Raw genomic sequence first — 26,051 nt, 5'->3', positions numbered from 1 at the left:
GACAGTCGGCACGCGTTCCATGGGATCATCCAGTGGCGACCGCGTCCGCGGTCCCACCTGATCCGTTTCGACTCATCCATCAGGAGGGCGAACCACGTGACGGAACCGGCACCGGTCATTGCCAGCGGGGTCGACAACGAGCGGTTGAACGCGCAGCTGCGCTTCATCCTCGAAGTGGACAAACTCAAGCGCGTCCTGCGGCAGAACCTGCTGGTGGACGGCTCCCGGCGGGAGAACTCCGCCGAGCACTCCTGGCACCTGGCCCTGTCCGCCCGAACCTTCGCCGAGTACGCTCCCGAGGGCACCGACATCGACCGCGCCGCCGAGATGCTCCTCATCCACGACATCGTGGAGATCGACGCGGGCGACACCTTCCTCTTCGACCCGGTCAACACCGAGACGCAGGACGAGCGCGAACGCGCCGCCGCCGACCGCCTCTTCCCCCTGCTCCCCGAGGACCAGGCCGCGCGCGCCCGGGAACTGTGGGACGAGTTCGAGGCCCGCCGCACCCCGGAGGCGCGGTTCGCCCGCGCCGTCGACCGGCTGGCCCCCATGCTCGCCAACTGGCACAACGAGGGCGGCGCGTGGGTGCGCTTCGGCGTCACCAAGGCCCAGGTCCTGGAGAAGGTGAAGCTGGTCTCCGAGGGCTCCGAGGCCCTGGGCGCCTACGCCACCGCCCTGATCGACGACGCCGACCGGCGCGGCTACTTCAAGGGCTGATCGGTCTCAGAGGCTGACCGGTCTCAGGGGTTGGCTGGCTTCCAGGGCAGACCCGGTCCAGGGGCCGACCGGTCGCGGACCGGGGTCAGATCCGTCCCATGAGCAGCTGGACGGCGGCCGTCAGGCCGACGACCACGAGAACCATCCTCAGCGCGGTCGGGCTGAGCCTTCGGCCGTAGTTGGCCCCGAAGTAGCCGCCGACGATCGTCCCGGCCGCGATGAGGCCCACCACCGGCCAGGCGGGCGACGCGAGGACGATGTAGAAGACCGCCGCCGTGCAGTTGGCGATGGTGGCGAGCGCGTTCTTCAGGGCGTTCAGCCGCTGGAGGTCGTCGTCCAGGGTCGCGCCGAGCAGGCTGACCAGGATGATCCCCTGCGCGGCGGCGAAGTACCCGCCGTAGGTGCCGGCACCGTAGGCGCCCAGCGGCATGAGGACGCCGCCGTTCTTGGAGGCGGGCCTGCGCGCCCGGACCCACTTGGTGATCCGGGGCTGGAAGATGATCAGCACGCAGGCGCCGCCGATCATGAACGGCACCACGGACTCGAACACGCCCGAGGGCAGGTAGATGAGCAGCATCGCTCCGGTCATCGCCCCGAAGAAGGACATGGTGCCGAACCGGATCAGCCGGGACCTCTGCCCGGCCAGTTCGCGCCGGTAGGCGATGGTGCCGCTGAGCGTCCCGGGGGCCAGGCCGATGCTGTTGGACACGGTCGCGGTGATCGGCGGGTAGCCGAGCGCGAGCAGCACCGGGAACGTGAAGAGCGTGCCCGAACCCGCGATGGCGTTGATCCCACCCGCGGCGACACCGGCGAGCAGGATGGCCAGCGCCTCCCAGAGTTCCATCGCGGCGCCCTCCCGATCCGTCGCTCCCCGACCGTCGAGGGCCAGAACAGACTACGAGACCCGGTCGGACGGCCTTCGGACCGGGGCTGGTCAGCCGGGGTGACCGGGACCACACCCGGGGGTCCGGGCCGGAGAACCGAGAGAGCCGGGAACACACGGGGAACCGGGAACGCGGGAGACCGGGAACACACGCGGGGCCCCGCCGAACGTATGTCGGCGGGGCCCCGGGTGGCCGGTACGGAACGGATCAGGTCGGGAGCTTCACGACCTCGTTCTGGATCCGGTCGAAGGCGGAACTGACGCCCTGGAGCGCCTTGCCCATCTCCGCCGGGACCACCCACACCTTGTTGGCGTCGCCCTTGGCGATCTCCGGGAGCTTCTGGAGGTACTGGTAGGCGAGCACGTCCGGGTCGACCCGGCTCGTGTGCAGCGCCTTGAACACCATGTGGATGGCGTCGGCCTCACCCCGGGCGCGCAGGGTCTGCGCGTCCGCGTCGGCCTTGGCCGTGAGCATCTGCGCCTCGGCGCTACCCTGCGCCCGCAGCACGGACGAGGAACGCTCACCCTCGGCGCGCAGGACGGCGGCCTGCTTCTCACCCTCGGCGCTGAGCAGCTGGGCGCGCTTCTCGCGGTCCGCGCGCATCTGCATCTCCATCGCCTCCTGCACGGAGGACGGCGGCTCGATGCCCTTGAGCTCGATCCGGCTGATCTCGATGCCCCAGTCACGCGTGGCCTCGTCCAGGACGGACTTCAGCTCGCGGTTGATCTGGTCCCGGGAGGTGAGCGTGCCCTCCAGGTTCATGCCACCGATCACGTTGCGCAGGGTCGCGAGCGTGAGCTGCTCGACGGCCTGGATGAAGTTGGCTACCTCGTAGGTGGCGCGGTAGGCGTCGACGACCCGAATGTAGACCGCCGAGTCGACCTCGACCGCGAGGTTGTCCTCGGTGATCGCGGACTGCGGCGGGAAGCTGACCACCTGGACACGGCGGTCGATCCGTTCGCGGACCTGGTCCACACCCGGAATCACGATGTTGAATCCGGAACTGAGCGTTCGGTGGAACTTACCGAAGCGCTCGACGACGTCCTCCATCGAGTGCGGCACGATACGCACACTTCGCCAGAAGATGATCAGAAGTACGGCAACGAAGAGAACGACGATGATGATCGGGGCCATGGGTTAACCCACCCTCCCGACGTCGAACCGGGTATCGGTGTTCAACAGCGGCATCTGCGGCAGCTCCGGATCTCCTGACGGGGGTGGCAGGCAGCGTGGGAGCGGACCGCACCCTCGCGGCTCGCCCCGGGGGATGATCCACGCGCGCCGAAATAGAGCGATCCGCTCACTGAACGTTGACGCTACCCCATACCCCTCCGGGACGACCACATCCGGACGGAAATAGGTTTTACGGACAATACATTCCGCGCATATAAACGTCCCCTATTTACGAGACGGCCTTCGCCGTCCACCGTTCGCCGTCCCGCTCCACCTTCAACGGAAGCCCGAAGGTCTCACCCAGGTTCTCGGCGGTCATGACCTCGTCCAACGGACCGGCCTGCACGACCCGGCCGTCACGGAGCAGCAGCCCGTGGGTGAAGCTCGGCGGGATCTCCTCCACGTGGTGCGAGACCACCACCAGCGCGGGCGCCATCTCGTTGGCCGCCAGCTTGCTCAGCCGACGCACCAGGTCCTCACGGCCGCCCAGGTCCAGACCGGCCGCGGGCTCGTCCAGGAGCAGCAGCTCCGGGTCGGACATCAGCGCGCGGGCGATCAGCACCCGCTTGCGCTCGCCCTCGGACAGGGTGTGGAAATCCCGGTCAGCGAGGTCGGCCACCCCCCAGTGGCCCAGCAGGGCACGCGCCCGCCCGTAGTCGGGGGTCCCGTACTCCTCACGGAACCGTCCGAGGTAGCCGTAGGCGGCGCTGACGACCAGGTCCAGGACCGGCGTCCCCCGCTCGATCCGACCGGACACGGAGGCCCCCGCGTAGCCGATCAGCGGGCGCAGCTCGAACACGTCCACACCGCCCAGGCGCTCCCCCAGGATCTCCACCCGGCCCTCGGTGGGGAACAGCTGGCTGGAGGCCACGTTCAGCAGGGTGGTCTTGCCCGCTCCGTTCGGGCCGAGCACCACCCAGCGCTCGCCCTCCAGCACCGACCAGTCGACACCGTCGAGAAGCCTCTCGCCGCCCCGTCGTACCGTGACCCCGTTCAGGCCCAGAACACGCCCGTCCATCATCCTCCTATCGTCACGTCCCACGCCGGTGCACGGGCCGCCCTACCCTGAAGTAATGCATCTGACGTCCGCACCGCTCGTCGCCTGGGGCAACGCCTGGCTGTCCGGCCACGTCGGGTTGGACGACGCCGTCGACGCCGTCGAGCGCCGGAGCGGCCCCAACCTGATCGGGACAGTACCCCCAGGCGACCTGCCGTTCGACAGCGGCGTACCGCTGCGGACGGCACTGGTACAGCTTCGTGGCCTGGGACTGTCCGGGTTCCGGTTGGCGCTGCCCACCTGGGGTGACCCGTTCGGACTGGTGGGACCGGCCGAACTCAACCAGGCCGCCATCGAGGCACAGGAGGGGGTGCTGGTGCGGCTCACCGGCCGGCAGGTGGGCCTGGTGCCCACCATCGACCGGCGTGGTTCATCCTACGTGGGCGTCTCCTGGGCCCCGTATCGGGCGAACGGGACCGATCCCCAGGTACCCGACCTGCCCGACGCGGAGCGGCAGATGAAGCTGACCCTGCTCCGCGTGGTCCAGGAGATGGAGTCCGTGGACGACGTGGCGGGGTTCTCGCCCGCCGTGCACGGGGAGCTGGGCGACACGGGTCCCCCGCTCCTCGCCCACGGCTACCCCGCGCGGGCGCACCGGGTCGCCGCGCAGGCGGTCCGGCTCGCGAAGATCGTGGAACTGGCCGAGCCCGGGTCGGGGCGCGGACTCAACGCCCACCAGGCCGACGCACGGGCTCGGGCCCTGCGCGACCTGGACGCCGCGGTCCGCCGTGCCCTGGTGGCCGCCCACGCCGCCCTGGGGTAGGAGTGGGGCGATGAGGCACTGGTCGACCAGCGCGATGTCGTGGGAGCGGTGGCAGCGCAGACCGGCCACCAATGGGTGGAGGACCCTCGGGTGGAGGACGACCCCGGGATCGGACCCGAGGCCCGTGACCCGCACTCGTGGAGGGCGTCCGCAGGTGGAGGACGTCCGTGGCCTCGGCTGGTGGATGTCCAGGGCCTCCCCCCTGGTGACTGCCCAGGCCGCACGCGGCCAGAGGCCGCCCACGCCGCCCCGGGGTAGGGGCAGGGTCCGCTCGCGCCCCTGGATCAGAGGGGACCCTGGGAGGGGCGTCGGGTTTTCTCGGGGTGAAGCCAGGGGAATCACCTGATCCACCGTGGGACCGATCAGACCGATACTGGTGGGGAGAGGCCGTTCGTGGCCGACCCACCGAGGAGGAGAGCCGTCATCATGCAGCCCGAGCACATCCGAGCTTCGGACGCGGACCGGGACCAGGTTGCCGAACGGCTCCGCGAGGCCCTCGCCGAGGGACGGCTCTCGCCGGTAGAGCACGAGGAACGGCTGGACACCCTGTACCGGGCCAAGACCATCGGGGAACTCGCCCCGATCACCTCCGACCTGCCCGGCCCCGGAGGACCCGCCCTCCCCTCCTTCACCTCCATGTCCATGGACCGCAGCGACCCCGACAGCGGCATGGAGATCCTCGGCAGCGAGGCCCGTGACCTGGCCGGACAGAGCAAGGGCTCGGAGAACCTCGTGGCGGTCTTCGGCGGCTGCGAGCGGCGCGGCCGGTGGCTGGTGGAGCCCCGCACCAACGTGTCGGTGCTCTGCGGCGGGGTGGAACTGGACCTGCGCGAGGCGGTGCTGAGCCAGCACGAGGTCACCATCCAGGTCGCCGTCATCATGGGCGGGGTCGACATCACGGTGCCCCACGGCGTGCGGGTGATCAACAACACGTCAGCGATCCTGGGCGGCACGGACCTCCACGGAACGGACCAGGTGACGGACCCGAACGCGCCGGTCGTGCGCCTGACCGGGACCTGCATGCTGGGCGGGGTGGACGTGAAGGCCAAGAAGGTCAAGAAGAAGCGCAAGGGTCGCCGCGATAAGTGAGCGCAGGGTGTCCACATAGTGAACTAGCTGCGAAAACCTCGGACCCTGCCCGTCACTTCCGCACCACGGCCGAGTACCGTGGGTGGTGCCATGAGTGATGAATCCACGTTGTTGGTCACGATGACCGGGCGCGATCGCCCAGGCATCAGCGCACGCCTTCTGAGCACCCTCTCCGTCTTTCCCGTCACCATCGTCGACCTGGAACAGGTCGTCCTGGGCGGCCGACTGGTCCTGGGTTCGGTCCTGGAGGTCGACCAGCGGGTCGCCCCCGGGGTCAGCGGACAGCGGGTCTTCGAGGAGATCCGTTCCGCCCTGGACAAGACCGCGATCGACCTCGACATGGAGGTCGAGTACGGCGGCGGAAACGGGCGCGTGAACGAGTTCGCCTCCGAGCGGCTCCACGTCACCGTCCTCGCCGCACCCCTGCGCCCCGGGGCCCTGGGCGCGATCACCTCGTGCGTGGCCCGGTCCGGCGCCAACATCGACCGCATCGAGCGGCTCTCCGGCTACCCGGTGACCTCCGTGGAGATGGAGATCTCCGGAGGCAACCCGGACCAGCTCCGGGCGGAACTGGCCATGGAGTCCGCCACCCAGGGTGTGGACGTCGCCGTGCAGTCCAGCGGGCTGCACCGCCGAGGCAAGCACCTCATCGTCATGGACGTCGACTCGACCCTGATCCAGGGCGAGGTCATCGAACTCCTCGCGGCCCATGCTGGCTGTGAGGAGGAGGTGGCCCGGGTGACGGAGGAGGCGATGCGCGGGGAGCTGGACTTCGAGGAGTCGCTCCGCCGCCGTGTGTCCCTCCTCAAGGGGCTGGACGCCTCCGCGATCGACCTGGTCCGGGACGAGATCCAGCTGACCCCCGGTGCCCGTACCCTGGTCCGCACCCTGAAGCGCCTCGGCTACGAGTGCGGCATCGTCAGCGGCGGATTCACGCAGATCACCGACGTTCTGGTCGAACGGCTCGGCCTGGACTACTCGGCCGCCAACACCCTGGAGATCGTCGACGGCGAGCTCACCGGCGAGCTGGTCGGCCCCATCATCGACCGCAAGGGCAAGGCCACCACGCTTCAGCGCTTCGCTGAGGAGGCCGGGGTCCCCCTGGAGCAGACCGTCGCCGTGGGCGACGGCGCCAACGACCTGGACATGCTCCAGACCGCCGGCCTGGGCGTGGCCTTCAACGCCAAGCCGGTGGTACGGCAGCAGGCGGACACCTCGGTGAACGTGCCCTACCTGGACACCATCGCCTTCATCCTGGGCATCACCCGCGAGGAGATCGAGGCCGCCGACCTCCACGGTTGACCGCGGGGGTTGACTGCGGTCCGCAGGCCCCTGCTGCTGATGAGCAACAAAGCCCCCGGCTGGCCGCCCCCAGGCCCCGGGGGTCTTTCGTACCCGTGGGGTCCTGCGTGCGCGTACCCGCTCTGAGGGGGTTTGCGCCGTACGGGTTCAACCACCGGGGGTGCCTTCGAGCACACCGCCCGCGGTTGAGGAAGCCACACACCTGTACATCCACACCCCCGGGCTCCAGACCGTGCCGTCCGTTCACCGGTCCGGAGGTTGTCCGCAGGCTTCACAGCCCGCCATGGCCAACCCCCACCCACCACACCCAACCCCGACACCGGGGGAACATCCACCCCCGCCCACACAGGCCTGCCCACCACCATTTTCACAAACGCACAAACCAGGGCAACAAAAAAGAGAAGGAGAAGAACCCACACCCCAAGGCGTGAACCCTTCCCCTCCCCTTCCAAGAAAAACCGTGGCGGCGACCTACTCTCCCACCCCATCACAGGGCAGTACCATCAGCGCAAGGAGACTTAACGACCGGGTTCGGAATGAGACCGGGTGTGACCCTCCTGCCAAAACCACCACGGAAACCAACACCCACAACCACCACTCAACCCCGAAAGGGAATGACAGCCACGAGCAAGCTTCGTGAACAAAGTGTGCGCGAACATCCAATTATCTGCAGCGGACAAGCCCTCGACCTATTAGTACCGGTCAGCTCCACCCCTCACAAGGCTTCCACACCCGGCCTATCAACCCTGTCGTCTACAGGGAGTCTTACCCTCTCAAGGAGGCAGGAGACCTCATCTCGAAGCAAGCTTCCCGCTTAGATGCTTTCAGCGGTTATCTCTCCCGAACGTAGCCAACCAGCCATGCCCTTGGCAGGACAACTGGCACACCAGAGGTTCGTCCGTCCCGGTCCTCTCGTACTAGGGACAGCCCTTCTCAAGTCTCCAACGCGCACAGCGGATAGGGACCGAACTGTCTCACGACGTTCTAAACCCAGCTCGCGTGCCGCTTTAATGGGCGAACAGCCCAACCCTTGGGACCAACTCCAGCCCCAGGATGCGACGAGCCGACATCGAGGTGCCAAACCATCCCGTCGATATGGACTCTTGGGGAAGATCAGCCTGTTATCCCCGGGGTACCTTTTAGCCGTTGAGCGACACCGCTTCCACACGCCGGTGCCGGATCACTAGTCCCAGCTTTCGCTCCTGCTCGACACGTCCGTCTCACAGTCAAGCTCCCTTGTGCACTTACACTCAACACCTGATTACCAACCAGGCTGAGGGAACCTTTGGGCGCCTCCGTTACTCTTTGGGAGGCAACCGCCCCAGTTAAACTACCCACCAGACACTGTCCCCGAACCGGATCACGGTCCAAAGTTAGATGCCCGAAACAGTCAGAGTGGTATTTCACCAACGCCTCCACCGCCACTAGCGTGACAGTCTCACAGGCTCCCACCTATCCTACACAAACCATCCCAAACACCAATGTCAAGCTATAGTGAAGGTCCCGGGGTCTTTCCGTCCTGCTGCGCGAAACGAGCATCTTTACTCGTAGTGCAATTTCACCGGGCCCATGGTTGAGACAGTGGGGAAGTCGTTACGCCATTCGTGCAGGTCGGAACTTACCCGACAAGGAATTTCGCTACCTTAGGATGGTTATAGTTACCACCGCCGTTTACTGGCGCTTAGATTCCTAGCTTCGCGGGCCGAAACCCACTAACCAGTCCTCTTAACGTTCCAGCACCGGGCAGGCGTCAGTCCGTATACAGCGTCTTACGACTTCGCACGGACCTGTGTTTTTAATAAACAGTCGCTTCCCCCCGCTATCTGCGACCCCACCCAGCTCCGAAGGCATGCTTCTTCACCGGACAGGGCTCCCCTTCTCCCAAAGTTACGGGGACAATTTGCCGAGTTCCTTAACCATGGTTCACCCGAACGCCTCGGTATTCTCTACCTGACCACCTGCGTCGGTTTAGGGTACTGGCCACACACGAACTCGCTAGAGGCTTTTCTCGACAGCATGGGATCACTCACTTCGCCAAAAACGGCTCGGCATCACGTCTCAACCTTCATGAGAGGCGGATTTACCTACCCCTCGGCCTACACGCTTACCCCCGGACAACCACCGCCGGGTAGAGCTACCCTCCTGCGTCACCCCATCACTTACCTACTACAAGCTCGGGTCCCAGACCAGTTCAGAGGCACTCCCCGAAGGGACCACCAAGAACCAGCGTGGTTAGCATCACCTGATTCGATACTGGACGCTCGTGCACGGGTACGGGAATATCAACCCGTTATCCATCGACTACGCCTGTCGGCCTCGCCTTAGGTCCAGACTCACCCTGGGCGGATTAACCTGCCCCAGGAACCCTTAGTCAATCGGCGGCAACGTTTCTCACGTTGCTTTCGCTACTCATGCCTGCATTCTCACTCGCACACCCTCCACCACTCGATCACTCGGCAGCTTCACTGGATGCACGACGCTCCCCTACCAACCCAAGAATAAACTTGGACTTCACAGCTTCGGCGGTGTACTTAAGCCCCGCTACATTATCGGCGCAGAACCACTTGACCAGTGAGCTATTACGCACTCTTTAAAGGATGGCTGCTTCTAAGCCAACCTCCTGGTTGTCTGGGCAACTCCACAACCTTTCCCACTTAGCACACGCTTAGGGGCCTTAGCTGATGATCTGGGCTGTTTCCCTCTCGACTACGAAGCTTATCCCCCGCAGTCTCACTGCCACGCTTCACTTAACCGGCATTCGGAGTTTGTCTGACGTCAGTAACCTTGTAGGGCCCATCAGCCAAACAGTAGCTCTACCTCCAGCAAGAAACACGCGACGCTGCACCTAAATGCATTTCGGGGAGAACCAGCTATCACGGAGTTTGATTGGCCTTTCACCCCTACCCACACCTCATCCCCCAGATTTTCAACTCTGGTGGGTTCGGGCCTCCACGAGGTCTTACCCCCGCTTCACCCTGGACATGGGTAGATCACTCCGCTTCGGGTCCACAGCATGCGACTCAAACGCCCTATTCAGACTCGGTTTCCCTACGGCTACCCCACCCGGGTTAACCTCGCCACACACCATGACTCGCAGGCTCATTCTTCAAAAGGCACGCCATCACAACCCCGAAGGACTGCTCTGACGGCTTGACAGCACACGGTTTCAGGTACTATTTCACGACCCCTCACCGGGGCACTTTTCACCTTTCCCTCACGGTACTAGTGCACTATCGGTCATCAGGACGTATTTTGGCTTAGCAGGTGGTCCTGCCAGATTCACACGGAATTTCTCGGGCTCCGCGCTACTCGGGAGAACATCAACACCTAGACTCTTCCTTCACCTACGGGACTCTCACCCACTCCGGTACCGCTTCCCAACGGATTCAGCTAGAAAAATCATCAGCGCTCCAGGCCGACAGACCTGAAAAGATGCATCCCACAACCCCGCACACGCAACGACTGTCGTCTATCACACGCGCACGGTTTAGCCTCTTCCCCGTTCGCTCACCACTACTAGGAGAATCACTGTTGTTTACTCTTCCTACGGGTACTGAGATGTTTCACTTCCCCGCGTCACCACCAACTACCCTATACATTCAGGTAGCGGCAACCCGACACAACTCGGGCTAGGTTTCCCCATTCGGACACCCGCGGATCAAAGCTCGGTTGACAGCTCCCCGCGGCCTATCGTGGCCTCCCACGTCCTTCATCGGCGCCTGATGCCAAGGCATCCACCGTGTGCCACTATCACTTGGCCACTACAGATAATAAGATGCTCGCGCACACTATTCACAAATCAAAACACCAACCACAAACTCCCCTACCTCAAACCACAAACCCAACCCGCAAGGGCCAGGATCGTGGGAGTTACTGGAGGTGGTAGCGGGAACCAACCACAAGGATTGCTTCCTCAGATACCCAACAGCGCGCCCCCCGACGCTTCTAGTCGCCGGAGGTTAAGTTCGATTTCACTTCAGCCACTCCCCATCACCCCGAAGGGTGTGAGGTCCACTTTCGAGTCCGACCAACGATAGAAAGGTGTTGGTCTTCAAAAGACTCCTTAGAAAGGAGGTGATCCAGCCGCACCTTCCGGTACGGCTACCTTGTTACGACTTCGTCCCAATCGCCAGCCCCACCTTCACTCATTCCCTCCCCGAAGGGTTAGGCCACAAGTTTCGGGTGTTGCCGACTTTCATGACGTGACGGGCGGTGTGTACAAGGCCCGGGAACGTATTCACCGCGGCGTTGCTGATCCGCGATTACTAGCGACTCCACCTTCATGGGGTCGAGTTGCAGACCCCAATCCGAACTGAGACCGGCTTTAAGGGATTCGCTCCACCTTACGGTATCGCACGCCCATTGTACCGGCCATTGTAGCATGTTTGCAGCCCAAGACATAAGGGGCATGATGACTTGACGTCGTCCCCACCTTCCTCCGAGTTGACCCCGGCAGTCTCCCATGAGTCCCCACCATTACGTGCTGGCAACATGGAACAAGGGTTGCGCTCGTTGCGGGACTTAACCCAACATCTCACGACACGAGCTGACGACAGCCATGCACCACCTGTCACCCACCAACTAAATGACCCTGTATCTCTACAGGTCCACGGGTGATGTCAAACCTTGGTAAGGTTCTTCGCGTTGCGTCGAATTAAGCAACATGCTCCGCCGCTTGTGCGGGCCCCCGTCAATTCCTTTGAGTTTTAGCCTTGCGGCCGTACTCCCCAGGCGGGGCGCTTAATGCGTTAGCTACGGCGCGGAAACCGTGGAAAGTCCCCACACCTAGCGCCCAACGTTTACGGCATGGACTACCAGGGTATCTAATCCTGTTCGCTCCCCATGCTTTCGCTCCTCAGCGTCAGGTAAGGCCCAGAGACCCGCCTTCGCCACCGGTGTTCCTCCTGATATCTGCGCATTTCACCGCTACACCAGGAATTCCAGTCTCCCCTACCTACCTCTAGCATGCCCGTATCCACTGCAGAACCGGAGTTAAGCCCCGGTCTTTCACAGCAGACGCGACATGCCGCCTACGAGCTCTTTACGCCCAATAATTCCGGACAACGCTCGGACCCTACGTATTACCGCGGCTGCTGGCACGTAGTTAGCCGGTCCTTATTCCCCACCTACCGTCAACCCCACGAGAACGTGGAGCCTGCGTTGGTGGTAAAAGAGGTTTACAACCCGAAGGCCGTCATCCCCCACGCGGCGTCGCTGCATCAGGCTTTCGCCCATTGTGCAATATTCCCCACTGCTGCCTCCCGCAGGAGTCTGGGCCGTGTCTCAGTCCCAGTGTGGCCGGTCGCCCTCTCAGGCCGGCTACCCGTAATCGCCTTGGTAGGCCGTTACCCCACCAACAAGCTGATAGGCCGCGAGCCCATCCCTGACCGATAAAACTTTCCACCCTCCACCATGAGGTGGCGGGTCGTATCCGGTATTAGACGGCGTTTCCACCGCTTATCCCGGAGTCAGGGGCAGGTTGCTCACGTGTTACTCACCCGTTCGCCGCTCGTGTACCCCGAAGGGCCTTACCGCTCGACTTGCATGTGTTAAGCACGCCGCCAGCGTTCGTCCTGAGCCAGGATCAAACTCTCCATAAAGGTCAAACAACCCGTCCCGGCGACCAGAGGTCAGCCTGGGGCGAGTAAACCTAGAAGAAATCCTGACCAACCAACTCGCGTTGGTTAATCAAAGGAACCCTACGCACCGAAGTGCGTCGGGGCCAAAACAAACATGGCTTAAAGAAAATCAAACACGCGCTGTTGAGTTCTCAAGAAACAATCGCTCTTCCCGTACAAGCGCCAGAACCTCAAGGTTCCGTCTGCTCTTCCGGAGAAGGCCTCTGCGTTTCCGCTTTGTTGTGTCTTTACTTTATCAGGTGTTCCGCGCCCCGCCAAATCGGCGGTTTGTGTTGACCAGATCGGGGTAAAGCCCGTTTTACTTCGTTTGGTTCCGAGTTGCTGCCTTGCGGCTTTTGCTCGTTTCCTTGAAGCGACTCTCCGAGTTTACATGGCCCGAGCAGTGCTCGAACCGGAGTGTTTCGGAGATTGTCTGACTCGAAGATCTGATCACGCCCACGGAGAACCCGTGTTCGTTTCGATCGAGAAGATCCTGATCCCTCCTTGCGACCTTGGGCCGGTCGGAGGCGACTCGGAGAACATTACCCCCCGCGCCGGAGCGCCGCAAACGGTTCTCCCTATGCCGTGGGTCACATCAGTTGAGGAGGCGTCCCTCGCCCGTCCCCGGGGCGGCGTACAGCCACTCCACCTCCAGTGACACGGCGGCGACCGTCGCCGGGGCGAAGGCCGTCAGGGCCTCGTGTCCGACGAGCGACGCGGCCACCTGGGCGATGGTCGGGTTGTGTCCCACCACCAGGACGGTCTCGGCGTCGGCGTCGACCTGGTTGATCAGTTCCCACAGCTCGTCCACCCTTGCGAGGTAGGCCGACTCCGAGTAGTCGACGGCGAGGCCCGCGCGCACGGTCGGGTCCATGGCTCCCAGGACACCGTCCAGCGTCTGGCGGGTCCGCTCGGCCGTCGAGCAGATCACGTGGTCGGGGACGTGACCGTGCTCGGCCAGGACCCGCCCCACCAGTGCGGCCTGTTTCCGGCCCCTGTCGGTGAGGGGGCGCCCGTGGTCGGTGACCCCGTGGCCGTCCTCCGCCTGCGCGTGGCGCATGAGCAGCAGCGTGCGACTCATGACGAGAGCGCCGTCGCGACGATGGCGAGCAGGGCCATGAAGCCCACCATCGCCCCCACGATGACCAACAAACCCTTCATCCCCGTCAAGGCCCACTCCCTCGCTCTGGCTGTCCCCGCTGTCGGAGGCGTCCCCCCAGGTTAGGTGTGCGCCGAAGGTCCGGAACCGCCCCCTCACCCCACGCGGCGCGGCCGCCCGGGATGTCCCGGACGGCCGCGCCAGCTGTTCGGTCCGGCCCCGGTCGGGTCCGGACCCGGCATCAGCCCTGGTTGGCCTCCCCGGCCCGGGCCTCCTCCCTGTGCCCGCCGTCCTCCTCGGCGGGGTCGGCCGCGTCGCCGCCCGCGACGTCCGCGCCCCGGTCCCCGCCACCGGTGACGGCACCACCGTCTCCGGCCTCCGGGGCGTCCTTGGGCGCGGAGACACCGCTGGTCTCCGCGAGGTCCGTCTCGGTACCCGATCCACGGTTCTTCGACCAGAGGACCGCGCCGACCAGCACACCGACCGCGACCACGGTCACCCCGACCCGCAGGGCGACGTTGTCCGCGTAGATCACCACGCTGGGCGCGACGATCAGGGCGACGAGGTTCATCACCTTGAGCAGCGGGTTGATGGCCGGTCCGGCGGTGTCCTTGAAGGGGTCACCGACCGTGTCACCGATGACGGTCGCCTCGTGGGCGGCCGAACCCTTGCCGCCGTGGTGTCCGTCCTCCACCAGCTTCTTGGCGTTGTCCCAGGCGCCGCCGGAGTTGGAGAGGAACACCGCCATGAGCACACCCGCGGCGATCGCGCCGCCGAGGAAGGCGCCGAGCGGGGCGTACCCGAAGGCGAAGCCGACCGCGATGGGGGCCAGGACCGCGAGGAGGCCGGGGGTGACCAGCTCCCGCAGCGAGTCCTTCGTGCAGATGTCGACCACCCGCGCGTACTCCGGCTTCTCCGTGCCGTCCATGATCCCCGGGCGGGTGCGGAACTGGTTGCGCACCTCCAGGACCACGCGCTGGGCGGCCCGGCCGACCGCCATGATCGCCAGGCCGGAGAAGAAGAACACGACGCTGGCGCCGATGATGACGCCGACGAGCACGTCGGGCTGGTCCAGGGAGAGGGAGAAGACCTCGGTGTCCCCGAGCCGCTCCTGGACCGAGGTACGGAAGGCGCCGAAGAGGGCCGTGGCGGCCAGGACCGCCGTGGCGATCGCGATGCCCTTGGTGATCGCCTTCGTGGTGTTGCCGACCGCGTCGAGCCCGGTGAGGATGTCCGCGCCCTTGCCCTCGACGTCACCGGACATCTCCGCGATGCCCTGGGCGTTGTCGGAGACCGGGCCGAAGGTGTCCATCGCGACGATGATGCCGACCGTGGTCAGCAGGCCCGTGCCCGCGAGGGCGACGGCGAACAGGCTCAGGGTGATGGACCCGCCCCCGAGGAGGAAGGCGGCGTACACGGCACCGGCGATGAGCAGGGCCGAGTAGACCGCCGACTCCAGGCCGACGGAGATGCCGGACAGGATGACGGTGGCGGCACCGGTCTGCGAGCTCTCCCCGATGTCCCTGACCGGACGCTTGTCGGTCTCGGTGAAGTAGCCGGTGAGCAGCTGGATGGCGGCGGCGAGCACCAGGCCGATGAGGACCGCCGCGACCGCGATGAACCTGGGGTCGGGGTTGGTCCCGGCGTCCGCGATCTCCTGGAGGACGGTGTCGCTGACCCCGGACATCTGCTCGAAGCTGCTGGGCAGGTACCAGAAGGCCGTGACGGTGACCAGGACGGCGGAGATCGCGGCGGAGATGAAGAAGCCCCGGTTGATCGCGGTCATCGCGCTGCGGTCCCGGGTCCTGGGCGCCACGATGAAGATCCCGATGATGGCGGTGAGGACACCGATCATCGGGACCAGCAGCGGGAAGACCAGGCCCTCGGTACCGAAGGCGACGCGGCCGAGGATGAGCGAGGCGACGAGCACCACGGCGTAGGACTCGAAGAGGTCCGCGGCCATGCCCGCGCAGTCGCCCACGTTGTCACCGACGTTGTCCGCGATGGTCGCGGCGTTGCGCGGGTCGTCCTCGGGGATGCCCTGTTCGACCTTGCCGACGAGGTCGGCGCCGACGTCCGCGGCCTTGGTGAAGATGCCGCCGCCGACACGCATGAACATCGCGAGGAGGGCGGCGCCGAAGCCGAAGCCCTCCAGGACGATGGGAGCGTCGCCCCGGTAGAGGAGGACGACGAGGGCGGCGCCGAAGAGGCCGAGGCCGACGGTGATCATGCCCGCGACGCCGCCGGTGCGGAAGGCGATCCGCATGGCGGTGTGGTTGTCGCTCTCCGTGCCTCCCCGGGCGGCGGCCGCCACGCGGACGTTGCCGCGTACCGCGAGCCACATGCCGATGAACCCGGTGGCGGCCGAGAGCAGCGCGCCGAGCGCGAAGAAGACCGACCGGCCGATGGCGATGGCCCATGTGTCGGCCGGGAGCAGAAGCAGAAGAAGGGGAATGGCGACGACGAACACCGCGAGGGTGCGGAACTGCCGTTTCAGATAGGCCGCGGCTCCTTCCTGTACCGCGACCGCGATGTTGCGCATTCGCTCGGTGCCCTGGCCGGCGGCGAGAACCTCACGAACGAGCATCCCCGCGACGGCGAGCGCGAGTAGCGCGACCACCATGACGAGGATGACGAGGGTGAGGTCCCGGCCCTCCAGTGCCAGTGCCATGCCACTTCCCGTGGCTAGGTTGAGCCCAGACAATCCGTCCTCCTTGAGACGGGCACGTCCTTTTCGGCCCCTTGTCGGGGGTGCGTGGGCCGTCGGCCACGTGGGCTCCGGTGCCGCGCACCGCCGTGGACGTACCGCCGTCCGAAAGGCTCCTGAACTGGCTCGACGGCACGCTTGCCGGGGTCGAAGCGGTGCCACCTTCCTGTGTGGTGAACGCCGCCCGCAGTCACGCACGCGCGGACGGTGATCCCGGGATTCTACGCACGGAACCGAATAAAGCAGAGAGGCGGTTCGGCATTTGTCCAAGAGAGATTAAAGATGTGATCTCACGGTGATCCTGGGAATCGGATAAATGCCTTTAGTGGCATTGTTGGCCCCGCATGGCATCGTATAATGCGTTAACTCGATGTTAACGTTAAAGTACGCATAAAGCCTGGAACATGGAAGTTGCCCCTTAGGCCTCATCCGGCACGCAGGACCCAGGTTCAACATCGACACCGGGTCCGAGCCGGTGTTCCGCGCGATCGGGCTCCCCTCCGTGGCACGAGGCGCGGACCCTCTCCCGGAAAGGAGACGGGGAGAGGGCAGGAAGGGTTTTTCGGTCCGTACGGAACTACGCTCGGCGCAGCCGCATCCCCGAGGGATCGATGCCGTCCCCGGAGGTCGCGCGGCCGGAGTCGAGGTCGTCGGCCAGGCCCCGTGCGAACGCCGCCACTCCGGCCACGTCCACACCGTGCGGCGCGTCCGGACCGAAGGCCTCCACCCGGTCCGCGCCGCGCCTGAGCAGCCGCGCCGCCCCCACCCGGTTGCCTCGCTGCGCGTGGGTGACACCGACCGCCGTCTGCGCGAGGCCCCGCCACAGCTCCCGTTCCGGGTCCGGCACGGACTTCCAGACGGCTTCGAGCACCTCGTGCGCCGTGAACGCGAAACCACCGTCGAGCAGACGCTGCGCCTCCGCGATGCCCTCCTCCACGGTGAACACCGCGTCGTCGGGCACCCGGTCGACCTCACCGACACTGCCGTGCGGCATCGGACGGCCGTAGCGGTCACGCGGGCGCTGGTTCTGCGCCTGCCCGGACTCGTTGCGATCGCGGACGCCGTCCGCCCCGGGCCGAGGTCCCCTGGTCATACGTTCCTCACCGCCGTTCGCCGTCGGCGCCCCGGTCACCCGTGACGCCGAGTCCACCGTCGACTTCCCGCAACCACCCTACGAGAGCGCGTTCCACCTCACGCGGGCGCTCCTCGTGCGGGAAGTGTCCGGCGCCCGGAACCTCCACCCACCTGAAGGGACCGCGCACCCACCGGCGGGAGGAGCGCGCCACCCCGGGCGGACACACCCGGTCCAGGGCACCGTGCAGCTGGAGGACGGGCACACCCACCGGGTGCCGCATGCTGCGGCCGTACCTGAACCCGTCCGAGCGGAACCGCGACCGGAAGATCCAGCGGTGGTACTCCAGCGAACAGTGCGAGACCTTCGGGATGGCGAACGCGAGGCGGTAGCGCTCCGCCGTCTCCGGGTCCGGCCAGCCGGGAGCGGACCAGGAGTCCAGGAGCTCGCCCACGCGGACACAGCCGTCAGTGAGGAGGCGGTGTTCGGGCAGGACCGGCACCTGGGCGCGGAGCAGGTGCGGGGTGCCCGGTCCCCCGGAGAACAGGACGCGGGCGGCACGGCGGGGGTGGGGGGCGGACACTGCGGCCAGGGCACGGACCGCGCCGGGGTGGTGGGCCGTCATGGTCCAGCCGACCAGTCCGCCGACCCCGTGGCCGACGACGACGGCGTCCGCAGCGCCGAGCGCGCGGACCAGGCTCGCCATGTCCTGGGCCAGTCCCACCAGGTCGTAGCCGCGCGGTGTCTTGTCGCTGGCGCCGTAGCCGCGCAGGTCGACCGCGACGGCGCGGTACCCGGCCTCGGCCAGGCCGGTCAGCTGGGCGCGCCAGGCCCACCAGAACTGGGGGAATCCGTGCAGGAGGAGGACGAGCGGGCCCTCACCGAGTTCGGCCACGTGGAACCGGGCACCGGCGGCGCTGAGCGTGCGGTGGGTCCAGGGGCCGTCGACGTAGGCGGCCGAGTCGTCCAGCACCGGAGGCTAACGGCTGGCGGGTTCGGCGGTCTCGCTGTCCGTGGCGGGCTCGACCGAACCGTCCCGGGGCGGGCGGATCTCGCCGCGCAGGATGCCCATGAGCCGGGAGGTGGTGACCGCAGTGCGGGCCAGTCCCTGGCGGCGGCGCAGGTTGATCACGGCGACCAGGACGAGGACGGCGGCGATCAGCAGGTAGAAGCCGGTGACGGTGAGGAAGGAGAGCCAGAAGGCCCACCCGACCACCTCGGCGAGGAAGAGTCCCACGGTGACCGAGAACAGGATCAGGACGAGGTGGAGGACGAAGGCCGCGGCCCCGAACTCACCGACGCTCTTGCCGATCTTCGTCGCGTCGGCCTTGGCCTCGAGCTTGGCGAGCTTGATCTCCAGCCGCACGATGCGGGAGAGGTTGTCGGTGGCGTCGGAGACCAGCTCACCGATGGAACGGTCGGAGTCGCTGGCAGTGCCAGGTCGGCCGGTACCCGGCTTGTCCACCATCGTGGGGGTTCCCTTCTCTCGGTCCGTACACGTGGATGATCCTCCGCATCCTCGCACATGCCCTCCCTCCCGTGTCTCTCACGGCACGCAAAACCGGAGGCTTCGGTTTCGTCACGTGGGTGAGCGGGAACGGCGCCCCGTCCCTTCGGAAGGGGCGGGGCGCCGTGGTGTCCGGGCCGGGCGGCGGCCGGGGACGTCGCGCGAGGTCGCGCGGTCAGACCGTTCAGTCGCCCTTCTTGGCGGAGGGCAGCTGCTTGGCGATCACGTCCATGATCGACGAGTCGGTCAGGGTCGAGGTGTCACCGATCTCCCGCTCCTCCGCGATGTCGCGCAGCAGACGGCGCATGATCTTGCCGGAGCGGGTCTTGGGCAGCTCGGGAACTGCGAGGAGCCGGGCGGGCTTGGCGATGGGGCCGAGCGAGGTGCCGACGTGGTTGCGCAGTTCCTGGACCAGGTCCGCGGGGACCTCCTCGGCACCGCCGCGCAGGATGACGAAGCCGACGATGGCCTGACCGGTCACCTTGTCGACGGCGCCCACGACGGCCGCCTCCGCGACCTTCGGGTGGGAGACCAGGGCGGACTCCACCTCGGTCGTGGAGATGTTGTGGCCGGAGACCAGCATGACGTCGTCCACGCGGCCGAGCAGCCACAGGTCGCCGTCCTCGTCCTTCTTGGCGCCGTCACCCGGGAAGTAGAGGCCCTCGAAGCGCGACCAGTAGGTGTCCTTGTAGCGCTGGTCGTCGCCCCAGATGCCGCGCAGCATGGACGGCCACGGCTCGCGGATGACGATGAAGCCGCCCTCGCCGTCCGGGACGGACTTTCCCTCCTCGTCCACCACGTCCGCGACGATGCCCGGGACGGCGCGCATCGCGGCGCCGGGCTTGCCCGAGGTCACGCCGGGGAGCGGGCTGACCATGATCGCGCCGGTCTCGGTCTGCCACCAGGTGTCCACCACCGGGGTCTTCCCGCCGCCGATGTTCTCCCGGTACCACATGTAGGCCTCGGGGTTGATGGGCTCACCGACCGAGCCGATCACCCGCAGGCTGGAGAGGTCGTACCCGGCGGGGATCTCGTCGCCCCACTTCATGAAGGTGCGGATCGCCGTGGGCGCCATGTAGGCGATGGTGACCTTGTACTTCTCGATGATCTCCCAGAAGCGGCCCTTGTGCGGGGTGTCCGGGGTGCCCTCGTACATGACGACGGTGGCCGCGTTGGAGAGCGGGCCGTACACGATGTAGGAGTGGCCGGTCACCCAGCCGATGTCGGCGGCGCACCAGTAGACGTCGGTCTCCGGCTTGAGGTCGAAGACCGCCCAGTGGGTGTAGGAGGCCTGCGTGAGGTAGCCGCCGGTGGTGTGCAGGATGCCCTTGGGCTTGGCCGTGGTGCCGCTCGTGTACATGATGTACAGCGGGTGCTCGGCGTCGTGCGCCTCGGGGGTGTGCTCGGTGCTGGCGGTCTCGACGACGTCGTGCCACCAGACGTCGCGCTCGTTCCACTCGACGTCCTGGCCGGTGCGGCGCACCACGAGGACGTTCTCGACGGCGGGGCGGTCCGCGACGGCGCCGTCCACGGCGGGCTTGAGGGCGCTGGGCTTGCCGCGCCGGTAGCCGCCGTCCGCCGTGATGACGAGCTTGGCCTGGCTGTCGTCCAGGCGCTGGCCGAGGGCGTCCACGGAGAAGCCGCCGAAGACGACCATGTGCACGGCGCCGATGCGGGCGCAGGCGAGCATGGCGACGACGGTCTCGGGGATCATCGGCATGTAGATGGCGACGCGGTCGCCCTTGGTCACGCCCAGCGCGGTGAGGGCGTTGGCCGCCTGGGAGACCTGGTCCTTGAGTTCGGCGTAGGTGATCGCGCGGCTGTCGCCGGGCTCCCCCTCCCACTGGAGGGCGACGCGGTCCCCGATGCCGGCGTCGACGTGCCGGTCCAGACAGTTGACGGAGGCGTTGATCCGACCACCGACGAACCACTGCGCGTAGGGCGGCTGCCAGTCCAGGACGGTGTCCCAGGTCCGCTCCCACTGGAGCCTCCGGGCCTGCTCCTCCCAGAAGGCCAGGCGGTCACCGTTGGCCGTGTCGTAGGCGTCGGCCTTGACGTTGGCGTGCTCCGCGAGGTCCGCGGGCGGCGGGAAGCTCCTGGTCTCGTGGAGAAGGTTGGACAGTGTCTCCTGGCTCGGGGGAGTGCTGTCGGCCACTGTGATTCTCCTTACGTCGGCTGTGCGTCCAGCCTAATCATGTGGTCCATACCGGGGGAACAGCCGGGTCGGCGTACAGCGACCGCGTGGCGCGGGCGCGCGACGAACGGTCGGTGAACGGTCACCGGTCCGCGACGAGCGGTCCCTCGGAGCCCGCCCCGGGCCGTGGAGCAGCCGGTGTTACCGACGCGTAGTGTTGGTTTCCGTGAGCGAATCGACTTCTGCATCCCCGTCCGACCCACTGTCCCGGATCGCCGGGCTTCCGGGGGTGAGCGACGCGGTGAACGAGACGCGGACCCTGGTCGACAGGCTGCTGGGGCACCGCATCCTGCGCCGTCGGAGCAGCGACGTGTCCATGGAGTCCTCCCTGCGGGGCGCGTGCGCGTCGGCCGCCCTGGAGGGGGCCGAGGTCTCGATGGACGAGATCCGCGAGGGCCACGTGTACGACACCCGGATCAAGGGCGCGCTCCGTGTCGGCGGCGAGCTGGGCACGATGGTGGACACCTGGCCCCAGGCTCCCCGGCAGGCGCTGGCGCGACTGCACACCCTGGCCGCGGCCGACGCCGTGTCCGAGGACGCCCTGGGCCGCCCCCGACTGGAGGGTGAGCGGGTCGAGGACCCGATGGACCTCGGTCCGGCGCCGAGCGCGGCGGAGGCCGCCGCCCGGTTGGAGGGCCTGTACGCGCTGCTCGGCGCGCGGACGAAGGTTCCCGCCCTGGTGACGTCGGCGCTGGTGCACGGCGAGCTGATGGCGATCCGTCCGTTCGGCTGGGGGGACGGGCTGGTGGCGCGTGCCGCCGAGCGGCTGACCCTGGTGGAGCGCGGGCTGGACCCCAAGTCCCTGGTCACGTCCGAGCTGGGTCACCAGACCCTGAGGGACGAGTACGCCCCGGCGCTGCGCGCGTACATGTCGGGCACCGCCGAGGGGGTCGCGGAGTGGGTCGTGTACTGCTGCCGCGCGGTGCGGGCCGGCGCCCAGGACTCGCTCGCCACGTGTGAGGCGCTCAAGCGCGGCTGATCGGCCGCTCCAGCAGAACCGAACGGTGTTCGTCGAACCGCGTTCGGCTCTCTCGGATAATCGCCAGTTCGCCCCTCTCACTTGATTTACCAACGCGCAATGACGCGGACGCATCTCGTTTCGATCACGCTTGAACGTGCGCGAATGTTTCCTGATTGCTCACGCACATGCACGTGCATCCGAACGGCACCCCGGATGACTGTCCGGGGTGCCGTTTACGGCGCGCGGGATCGCGATAGAAGTCGCCACCACATATGCCCCGACCTGGAAGAACGCGGCCCCACGAAAGCTCGGCCGACCCTGTGGGACCCCGCGTGGCGCGGCTTCTCGACCCGCACGCCGGAGCGGACCCGGACACCGTCTCCTTTGTTTGTAGGCCGGGGATCCTTCTTCCAAAAGGTGGCGGGGCGAAGTTTTTCTGTTGGATTCCCGAACCGATAGTCAGTCTCTCGTGATAGCGTCTGTTCCGGAGTCGCGCGAAGGGTCGACAGCGACGGGCCAAAACTCCGGGCTTCTGTCCTAATGGACACAAGCCGCCAATGCGGACATTGCGCCCACGAATCAGCGTCACCGTCGTTCCTCGCGAGAAGTACGAACCCGGACACCCCGCACGGGGTTCCGCGCGTACGGACCAGCGCTCCCGATGGACCCTTCCCCGGAGAGCGGACTCCGGCCTGTCCCCCCGAGGCCGGAACCGAGTGGCCCCCAGTTCCCCCTGTGGGGTCCGCTCGACGACCTCCGCTCCGTCTCACCTGACGGGCAGGGACGCACGACAGCCCCCGTACGTGTGTCCCGCCCGCCGGGTGGGGCCGCCGCCGGTCCCCTCCGCCGAGCTCCGGTCGTCACCGGGTTATCCACAGATCCGCACCGGGCCTTCCGCCGCGCCCCCGATTCGGCGAAGGTCGAAAGGGCAGGTTCCCCGCCCTCCCGGAAGGTCCGATGGACGTCCCGCAGCGCACCCTCATCGCCACCGCAGACCCCGCCCTCCTCGACGACCTCCTCCGACTGACGGCTGCGGCCGCCACCGAGGTCACCGTCGCCCCCGACCCCGAACAGGCCCTGCGCGCGTGGGACCGCTCCCCGCTCGTCGTGGTCGGCCTCGACCTGGACCCCGCCCTGCGCGCCGCCGGTCCCCCGCCCCACCCACGGGTCGCGGTGGTCGCCCACGGCACCGAGGACACCCGCCGCGAGGGCGTCTACCTGCTGCCCCGGGACGAGTCGGCCCTCGTCGACCTGTTCTCCTCCGTCTCCGACCGCTCACCGGCACCCGTGGTCTCGGTGGTCGGCGGCCGGGGCGGCGCGGGGGCCAGCCTGCTCTCGGCCGCCCTCTCCCTCGCCGGGGAGCGGGCCGGACTGGCCACCGCCCTGCTCGACGCCGACCCCCTGGGCTGCGGAGCCGACGTCTACCTGGGCTGCGACCACACCGACCCACGGTCCCGCACCGGCTGGGCCGACCTGCTCCGACAACGCGGCCGCGTGCCCTGGCGGACCCTGCGGGAGGGCCTGCCCCGGGTCGGCCGGGTGGACGTGCTCACCTGGGACCGGCGCGACGGCGGCGAACAGGGGCACCCGCTCCCCGTGGGGGCGGCCCGGGCCGCGCTGGACTCCGCCCGCCGGGGCACCGACCTGGTGGTGACGGACCTCCCCCGCTGCTTCGACCCGGGCACCACCGTCTTCCTCAACCACTCCACCCTCGTGCTCGTGGTGGTCCCCGCCGACGTGTACTCGGTGGTCTCCGCCGCGCGCATGACCCACCGGCTGCGGCAGGAGACGGCACGGGTGCGCGCGGTGGTACGCGGGGCCAGGGGCGGCCTGTCCACCGGGGTGGTCACCACGGCACTGGGGGTGGAGCTCGGTGCCGACCTGCCACCCGAACCGGGGCTGTCCCGGGCCCTGCGGGTGGGCGAGGTCCCCGCCCGGAACCCCCGGTCACCGCTGGCCCGCTACGCGGACCGGGTCGTGTGCTCCCTCCGGGAGGCCCGGTGAGCGCCGTCTGGGACCGGCGCGCCCCCCGCGCGGCGTCGGAGCCCTCGGTACTGGAGCGGGTCCGCGACCGGTTCGTGGCCTCCGGCGCGCCGGTCACCCCGGCCAACGTCGCCACCGCGATCCGCTCCGAGGGCGGAGCCCTGGGCGACCGGGAACTGCTCGCGATGACCAGGAGGCTGGCCGCCGACCTCTCCGGGGCCGGGCCCCTGGAGGAACTGCTCACCTCCGACGTCACCGACGTCCTGGTCAACGGGCCGGACCAGGTCTGGGTCGACTCCGGTGAGGGGCTGCGCCGGGTCCGCGAGGTGCGCTTCACGTCCGAGGACGAGGTCCGCAGGCTCGCCCAGCGGCTCGCCTTCCAGGCGGGTCGCCGCCTCGACGCGGCCGCGCCCTACGTGGACGCCCGCCTTCCCGGCGGGGCCCGACTGCACGCGGTACTGCCGCCGATCGCCCCCGAGGGGGCCTGCCTGTCCCTGCGGATCCCGCCACGGAAGGTGTTCGGCCTCGAGGTGCTGACCGCCAGCGGCACCCTCACCCCCTCGGGCGCGGACCTGCTCCGCGCCCTCGTCTCCCACCGTGAACCCTTCCTGGTCAGCGGTGGTACCGGGACGGGGAAGACCACGCTGCTCTCCTCTCTGCTGTCCCTGGTGGACCCGGAGGAGCGGATCGTGCTCGCGGAGGACTCCCCCGAGCTCCGCCCCGACCACCCGCACGTGGTGCGCCTCCAGACCCGCCCGGCCAACATCGAGGGCAGCGGGGAGGTCTCGCTGGAGACCCTGGTCCGCCAGGGGCTGCGGATGCGCCCGGACCGACTCGTGGTCGGTGAGGCGCGCGGCCCTGAGATCGTGTCGCTGCTGGGTGCCCTCAACACCGGGCACCGGGGAGGCGCCGGGACCCTGCACGCCAACGGGGCGGAGGAGGTGCCCGCCCGGGTGGAGGCCATGGGGTGCGCCGCCGGGCTCAGCCGGGGCGCGGTGCACAGCCAGCTCGCCGCCACCGGGGTCCTGGTGGTCCACCTGGTCAGGGATCAGGGAGGGCGCCGCCTCTCCGAGATCAGGGTTCTTCGCCAAGGGTCCTCCGGTCTGGTGCGCGCCGAACCCGCGGTGGCCTTCACCCCGGACGGGCACAGACACGAACACCCCGGCGCGGAGGAGGTGGCCGCCCGCCTGGGGCGGGGGTGGCGACGATGACCCTCCTGCTGGTGTGCGCGCTGGCGGCCGCCCTGGCCTGGTCCGCGCCGACCGGCTGGTACCGGCTGGCCGTGGTGCCCGCGCGCTCGCGCCGCCCCCTCCCCCGTCTGAAGGCGCCGCTCGCCCGCCGCGCCCGGGGGTCGGAACGTCGGTGGGCCGTGGTCCAGCTCTGCCGGGTGATGGCGGTCGAGCTCCGCTCCGGGCAACCCCCGGAGACGGCGCTGAGGGTCGCGGTCCTGGAGACGGGTCCACTGGTCGGCGCGGTGTCGGACGTGGCCTCGCTCCGCAGAGCGGCCGAACGGGACGAGGACCTGTGGGCGCTCGCCTACCTGGCGGCCTGCTGGGAGGTGGCGTCGGAGACCGGTGCCGGGCTGGCCGGGGTGGTGGACGAACTGGCGGAGAGCCTGACCGAACGCGAGGAGCAGCGGGCCGAGGTGCGGGCGCGGACCGCCGGTCCGCGCACCACCGCCCTGGTGCTGGCCGGGTTGCCGCTGGTCGGGATGGCGATGTCGGCGGGTCTGGGCGGTTCACCGCTGGTGTTCCTGTTCACCACCCCCGTGGGCCTGCTCTGCCTGGGCGCCGGGGTGCTGCTCGACGTCCTCGGCGCCTGGTGGACCCTGCGCATGGTCCGAGGAGCGGTGACGTGAACCCGGTGCGACACCCCAGACCCACGAGTCCGAGGAGCGGTGACGTGAACCCGGTGCGACACCT

General features: G+C 67.7%; 17 protein-coding genes and 3 rRNA genes. 8 read left to right on the top strand and 12 right to left on the bottom strand.

Annotated features, from left to right (window positions below; genetic code table 11):
* The first annotated feature begins 96 nt into the window (after positions 1-96).
* Entirely contained in the window at positions 97-720 is a 624-nt protein-coding gene (locus AC0VYM_RS01050) for an HD domain-containing protein (RefSeq protein WP_475457908.1), read from the top strand.
* 85 nt (positions 721-805) lie between these two features.
* On the opposite strand, the gene AC0VYM_RS01045 is transcribed toward AC0VYM_RS01050, so the two are convergent.
* The 3 genes from AC0VYM_RS01045 to AC0VYM_RS01035 all read right to left on the bottom strand — a co-directional run bounded on the left by AC0VYM_RS01045 (position 806) and on the right by AC0VYM_RS01035 (position 3,795).
* Positions 806-1,564, bottom strand: coding sequence for a sulfite exporter TauE/SafE family protein (locus AC0VYM_RS01045; RefSeq protein WP_475457906.1), 759 nt, complete (start codon positions 1,562-1,564; stop codon positions 806-808).
* 247 nt (positions 1,565-1,811) lie between these two features.
* Positions 1,812-2,738, bottom strand: a complete 927-nt coding sequence (locus tag AC0VYM_RS01040; RefSeq protein WP_475457903.1) for an SPFH domain-containing protein — start codon at positions 2,736-2,738, stop codon at positions 1,812-1,814.
* 268 nt (positions 2,739-3,006) lie between these two features.
* Positions 3,007-3,795: an ABC transporter ATP-binding protein gene (locus AC0VYM_RS01035; RefSeq protein WP_475457901.1), complete on the bottom strand. Its 789-nt coding sequence runs from the start codon at positions 3,793-3,795 to the stop codon at positions 3,007-3,009.
* Positions 3,796-3,850: 55 nt separating this feature from the next.
* Between AC0VYM_RS01035 and AC0VYM_RS01030 the strand changes: the two genes are divergently transcribed.
* The 3 genes from AC0VYM_RS01030 to serB all read left to right on the top strand — a co-directional run bounded on the left by AC0VYM_RS01030 (position 3,851) and on the right by serB (position 6,988).
* Positions 3,851-4,597: a hypothetical protein gene (locus AC0VYM_RS01030; protein ID WP_475457899.1), complete on the top strand. Its 747-nt coding sequence runs from the start codon at positions 3,851-3,853 to the stop codon at positions 4,595-4,597.
* A 426-nt stretch (positions 4,598-5,023) separates the two neighbouring features.
* On the top strand, positions 5,024-5,686 hold the full coding sequence (locus tag AC0VYM_RS01025; protein WP_475457897.1) for a DUF1707 SHOCT-like domain-containing protein: 663 nt from the start codon (positions 5,024-5,026) through the stop codon (positions 5,684-5,686).
* Positions 5,687-5,776: 90 nt separating this feature from the next.
* Complete coding sequence (gene serB, locus AC0VYM_RS01020; protein ID WP_475457895.1) at positions 5,777-6,988, top strand: phosphoserine phosphatase SerB; 1,212 nt, start codon at positions 5,777-5,779, stop codon at positions 6,986-6,988.
* Positions 6,989-7,446: 458 nt separating this feature from the next.
* On the opposite strand, the gene rrf is transcribed toward serB, so the two are convergent.
* The 9 genes from rrf to acs all read right to left on the bottom strand — a co-directional run bounded on the left by rrf (position 7,447) and on the right by acs (position 21,146).
* A 5S ribosomal RNA gene (gene rrf / locus AC0VYM_RS01015) occupies positions 7,447-7,562 on the bottom strand.
* 97 nt (positions 7,563-7,659) lie between these two features.
* Positions 7,660-10,749: ribosomal RNA gene (locus AC0VYM_RS01010) — 23S ribosomal RNA — on the bottom strand.
* A 306-nt stretch (positions 10,750-11,055) separates the two neighbouring features.
* Positions 11,056-12,588: ribosomal RNA gene (locus AC0VYM_RS01005) — 16S ribosomal RNA — on the bottom strand.
* The 16S, 23S and 5S rRNA genes sit together here, the layout of an rRNA operon.
* 613 nt (positions 12,589-13,201) lie before the next feature.
* Complete coding sequence (locus tag AC0VYM_RS01000; RefSeq protein ID WP_475457893.1) at positions 13,202-13,687, bottom strand: SixA phosphatase family protein; 486 nt, start codon at positions 13,685-13,687, stop codon at positions 13,202-13,204.
* A gap of 259 nt (positions 13,688-13,946) precedes the next feature.
* A complete protein-coding gene (locus AC0VYM_RS00995) occupies positions 13,947-16,376 on the bottom strand; it encodes a sodium-translocating pyrophosphatase (protein WP_475457891.1) in 2,430 nt (809 codons plus the stop codon).
* A 613-nt stretch (positions 16,377-16,989) separates the two neighbouring features.
* A complete protein-coding gene (locus tag AC0VYM_RS00990; RefSeq protein WP_475457888.1) occupies positions 16,990-17,505 on the bottom strand; it encodes a DUF309 domain-containing protein in 516 nt (171 codons plus the stop codon).
* A 7-nt stretch (positions 17,506-17,512) separates the two neighbouring features.
* Positions 17,513-18,457, bottom strand: a complete 945-nt coding sequence (locus AC0VYM_RS00985; protein WP_475457886.1) for an alpha/beta fold hydrolase — start codon at positions 18,455-18,457, stop codon at positions 17,513-17,515.
* Between the two features lie 6 nt (positions 18,458-18,463).
* Positions 18,464-18,952 (bottom strand): phage holin family protein, encoded by a 489-nt coding sequence (locus tag AC0VYM_RS00980; protein WP_475457884.1) that lies wholly within the window; start codon positions 18,950-18,952, stop codon positions 18,464-18,466.
* Positions 18,953-19,175: 223 nt separating this feature from the next.
* Positions 19,176-21,146 (bottom strand): acetate--CoA ligase, encoded by a 1,971-nt coding sequence (gene acs, locus AC0VYM_RS00975; protein WP_475457882.1) that lies wholly within the window; start codon positions 21,144-21,146, stop codon positions 19,176-19,178.
* A 205-nt stretch (positions 21,147-21,351) separates the two neighbouring features.
* On the opposite strand from acs, the gene AC0VYM_RS00970 reads away from it, so the two are divergent.
* From AC0VYM_RS00970 to AC0VYM_RS00955, 4 genes are all read left to right on the top strand, one after another.
* The gene (locus AC0VYM_RS00970; RefSeq protein ID WP_475457880.1) at positions 21,352-22,164 is read left to right on the top strand and encodes a Fic family protein; all 813 of its coding nucleotides are present in this window, start codon (positions 21,352-21,354) and stop codon (positions 22,162-22,164) included.
* 939 nt (positions 22,165-23,103) lie between these two features.
* Positions 23,104-24,150, top strand: coding sequence for a septum site-determining protein Ssd (gene ssd, locus AC0VYM_RS00965; RefSeq protein ID WP_475457878.1), 1,047 nt, complete (start codon positions 23,104-23,106; stop codon positions 24,148-24,150).
* A complete protein-coding gene (locus AC0VYM_RS00960) occupies positions 24,147-25,340 on the top strand; it encodes a TadA family conjugal transfer-associated ATPase (protein WP_475457876.1) in 1,194 nt (397 codons plus the stop codon). Before ssd ends, AC0VYM_RS00960 begins: the two co-directional genes overlap by 4 nt.
* Entirely contained in the window at positions 25,337-25,987 is a 651-nt protein-coding gene (locus AC0VYM_RS00955) for a type II secretion system F family protein (protein ID WP_475457874.1), read from the top strand. The genes AC0VYM_RS00960 and AC0VYM_RS00955 overlap by 4 nt, the downstream gene beginning before the upstream one ends.
* Positions 25,988-26,051 lie beyond the last annotated feature (64 nt).

The sequence above is a fragment of the Nocardiopsis sp. iso_237 genome (assembly GCF_056173345.1).
Note: the sequence above shows the minus strand (reverse complement) of the source record. Positions and strands in the feature narration are given on the sequence as shown.

Excerpts from the sequence above, each read along its gene's own strand:
- AC0VYM_RS01035 (WP_475457901.1), bottom strand. The coding sequence starts at position 3,795 with ATGGACGGGCGTGTTCTGGGCCTGAACGGGGTCACGGTACGACGGGGC.
- AC0VYM_RS01000 (WP_475457893.1), bottom strand. The coding sequence starts at position 13,687 with ATGAGTCGCACGCTGCTGCTCATGCGCCACGCGCAGGCGGAGGACGGC.
- AC0VYM_RS01045 (WP_475457906.1), bottom strand. The coding sequence starts at position 1,564 with ATGGAACTCTGGGAGGCGCTGGCCATCCTGCTCGCCGGTGTCGCCGCG.
- AC0VYM_RS01040 (WP_475457903.1), bottom strand. The coding sequence starts at position 2,738 with ATGGCCCCGATCATCATCGTCGTTCTCTTCGTTGCCGTACTTCTGATC.
- AC0VYM_RS01030 (WP_475457899.1), top strand. The coding sequence starts at position 3,851 with ATGCATCTGACGTCCGCACCGCTCGTCGCCTGGGGCAACGCCTGGCTG.
- serB (WP_475457895.1), top strand. The coding sequence starts at position 5,777 with ATGAGTGATGAATCCACGTTGTTGGTCACGATGACCGGGCGCGATCGC.
- AC0VYM_RS00955 (WP_475457874.1), top strand. The coding sequence starts at position 25,337 with ATGACCCTCCTGCTGGTGTGCGCGCTGGCGGCCGCCCTGGCCTGGTCC.
- AC0VYM_RS00980 (WP_475457884.1), bottom strand. The coding sequence starts at position 18,952 with ATGGTGGACAAGCCGGGTACCGGCCGACCTGGCACTGCCAGCGACTCC.
- AC0VYM_RS01025 (WP_475457897.1), top strand. The coding sequence starts at position 5,024 with ATGCAGCCCGAGCACATCCGAGCTTCGGACGCGGACCGGGACCAGGTT.
- AC0VYM_RS00995 (WP_475457891.1), bottom strand. The coding sequence starts at position 16,376 with ATGGCACTGGCACTGGAGGGCCGGGACCTCACCCTCGTCATCCTCGTC.
- ssd (WP_475457878.1), top strand. The coding sequence starts at position 23,104 with ATGGACGTCCCGCAGCGCACCCTCATCGCCACCGCAGACCCCGCCCTC.
- AC0VYM_RS00990 (WP_475457888.1), bottom strand. The coding sequence starts at position 17,505 with ATGACCAGGGGACCTCGGCCCGGGGCGGACGGCGTCCGCGATCGCAAC.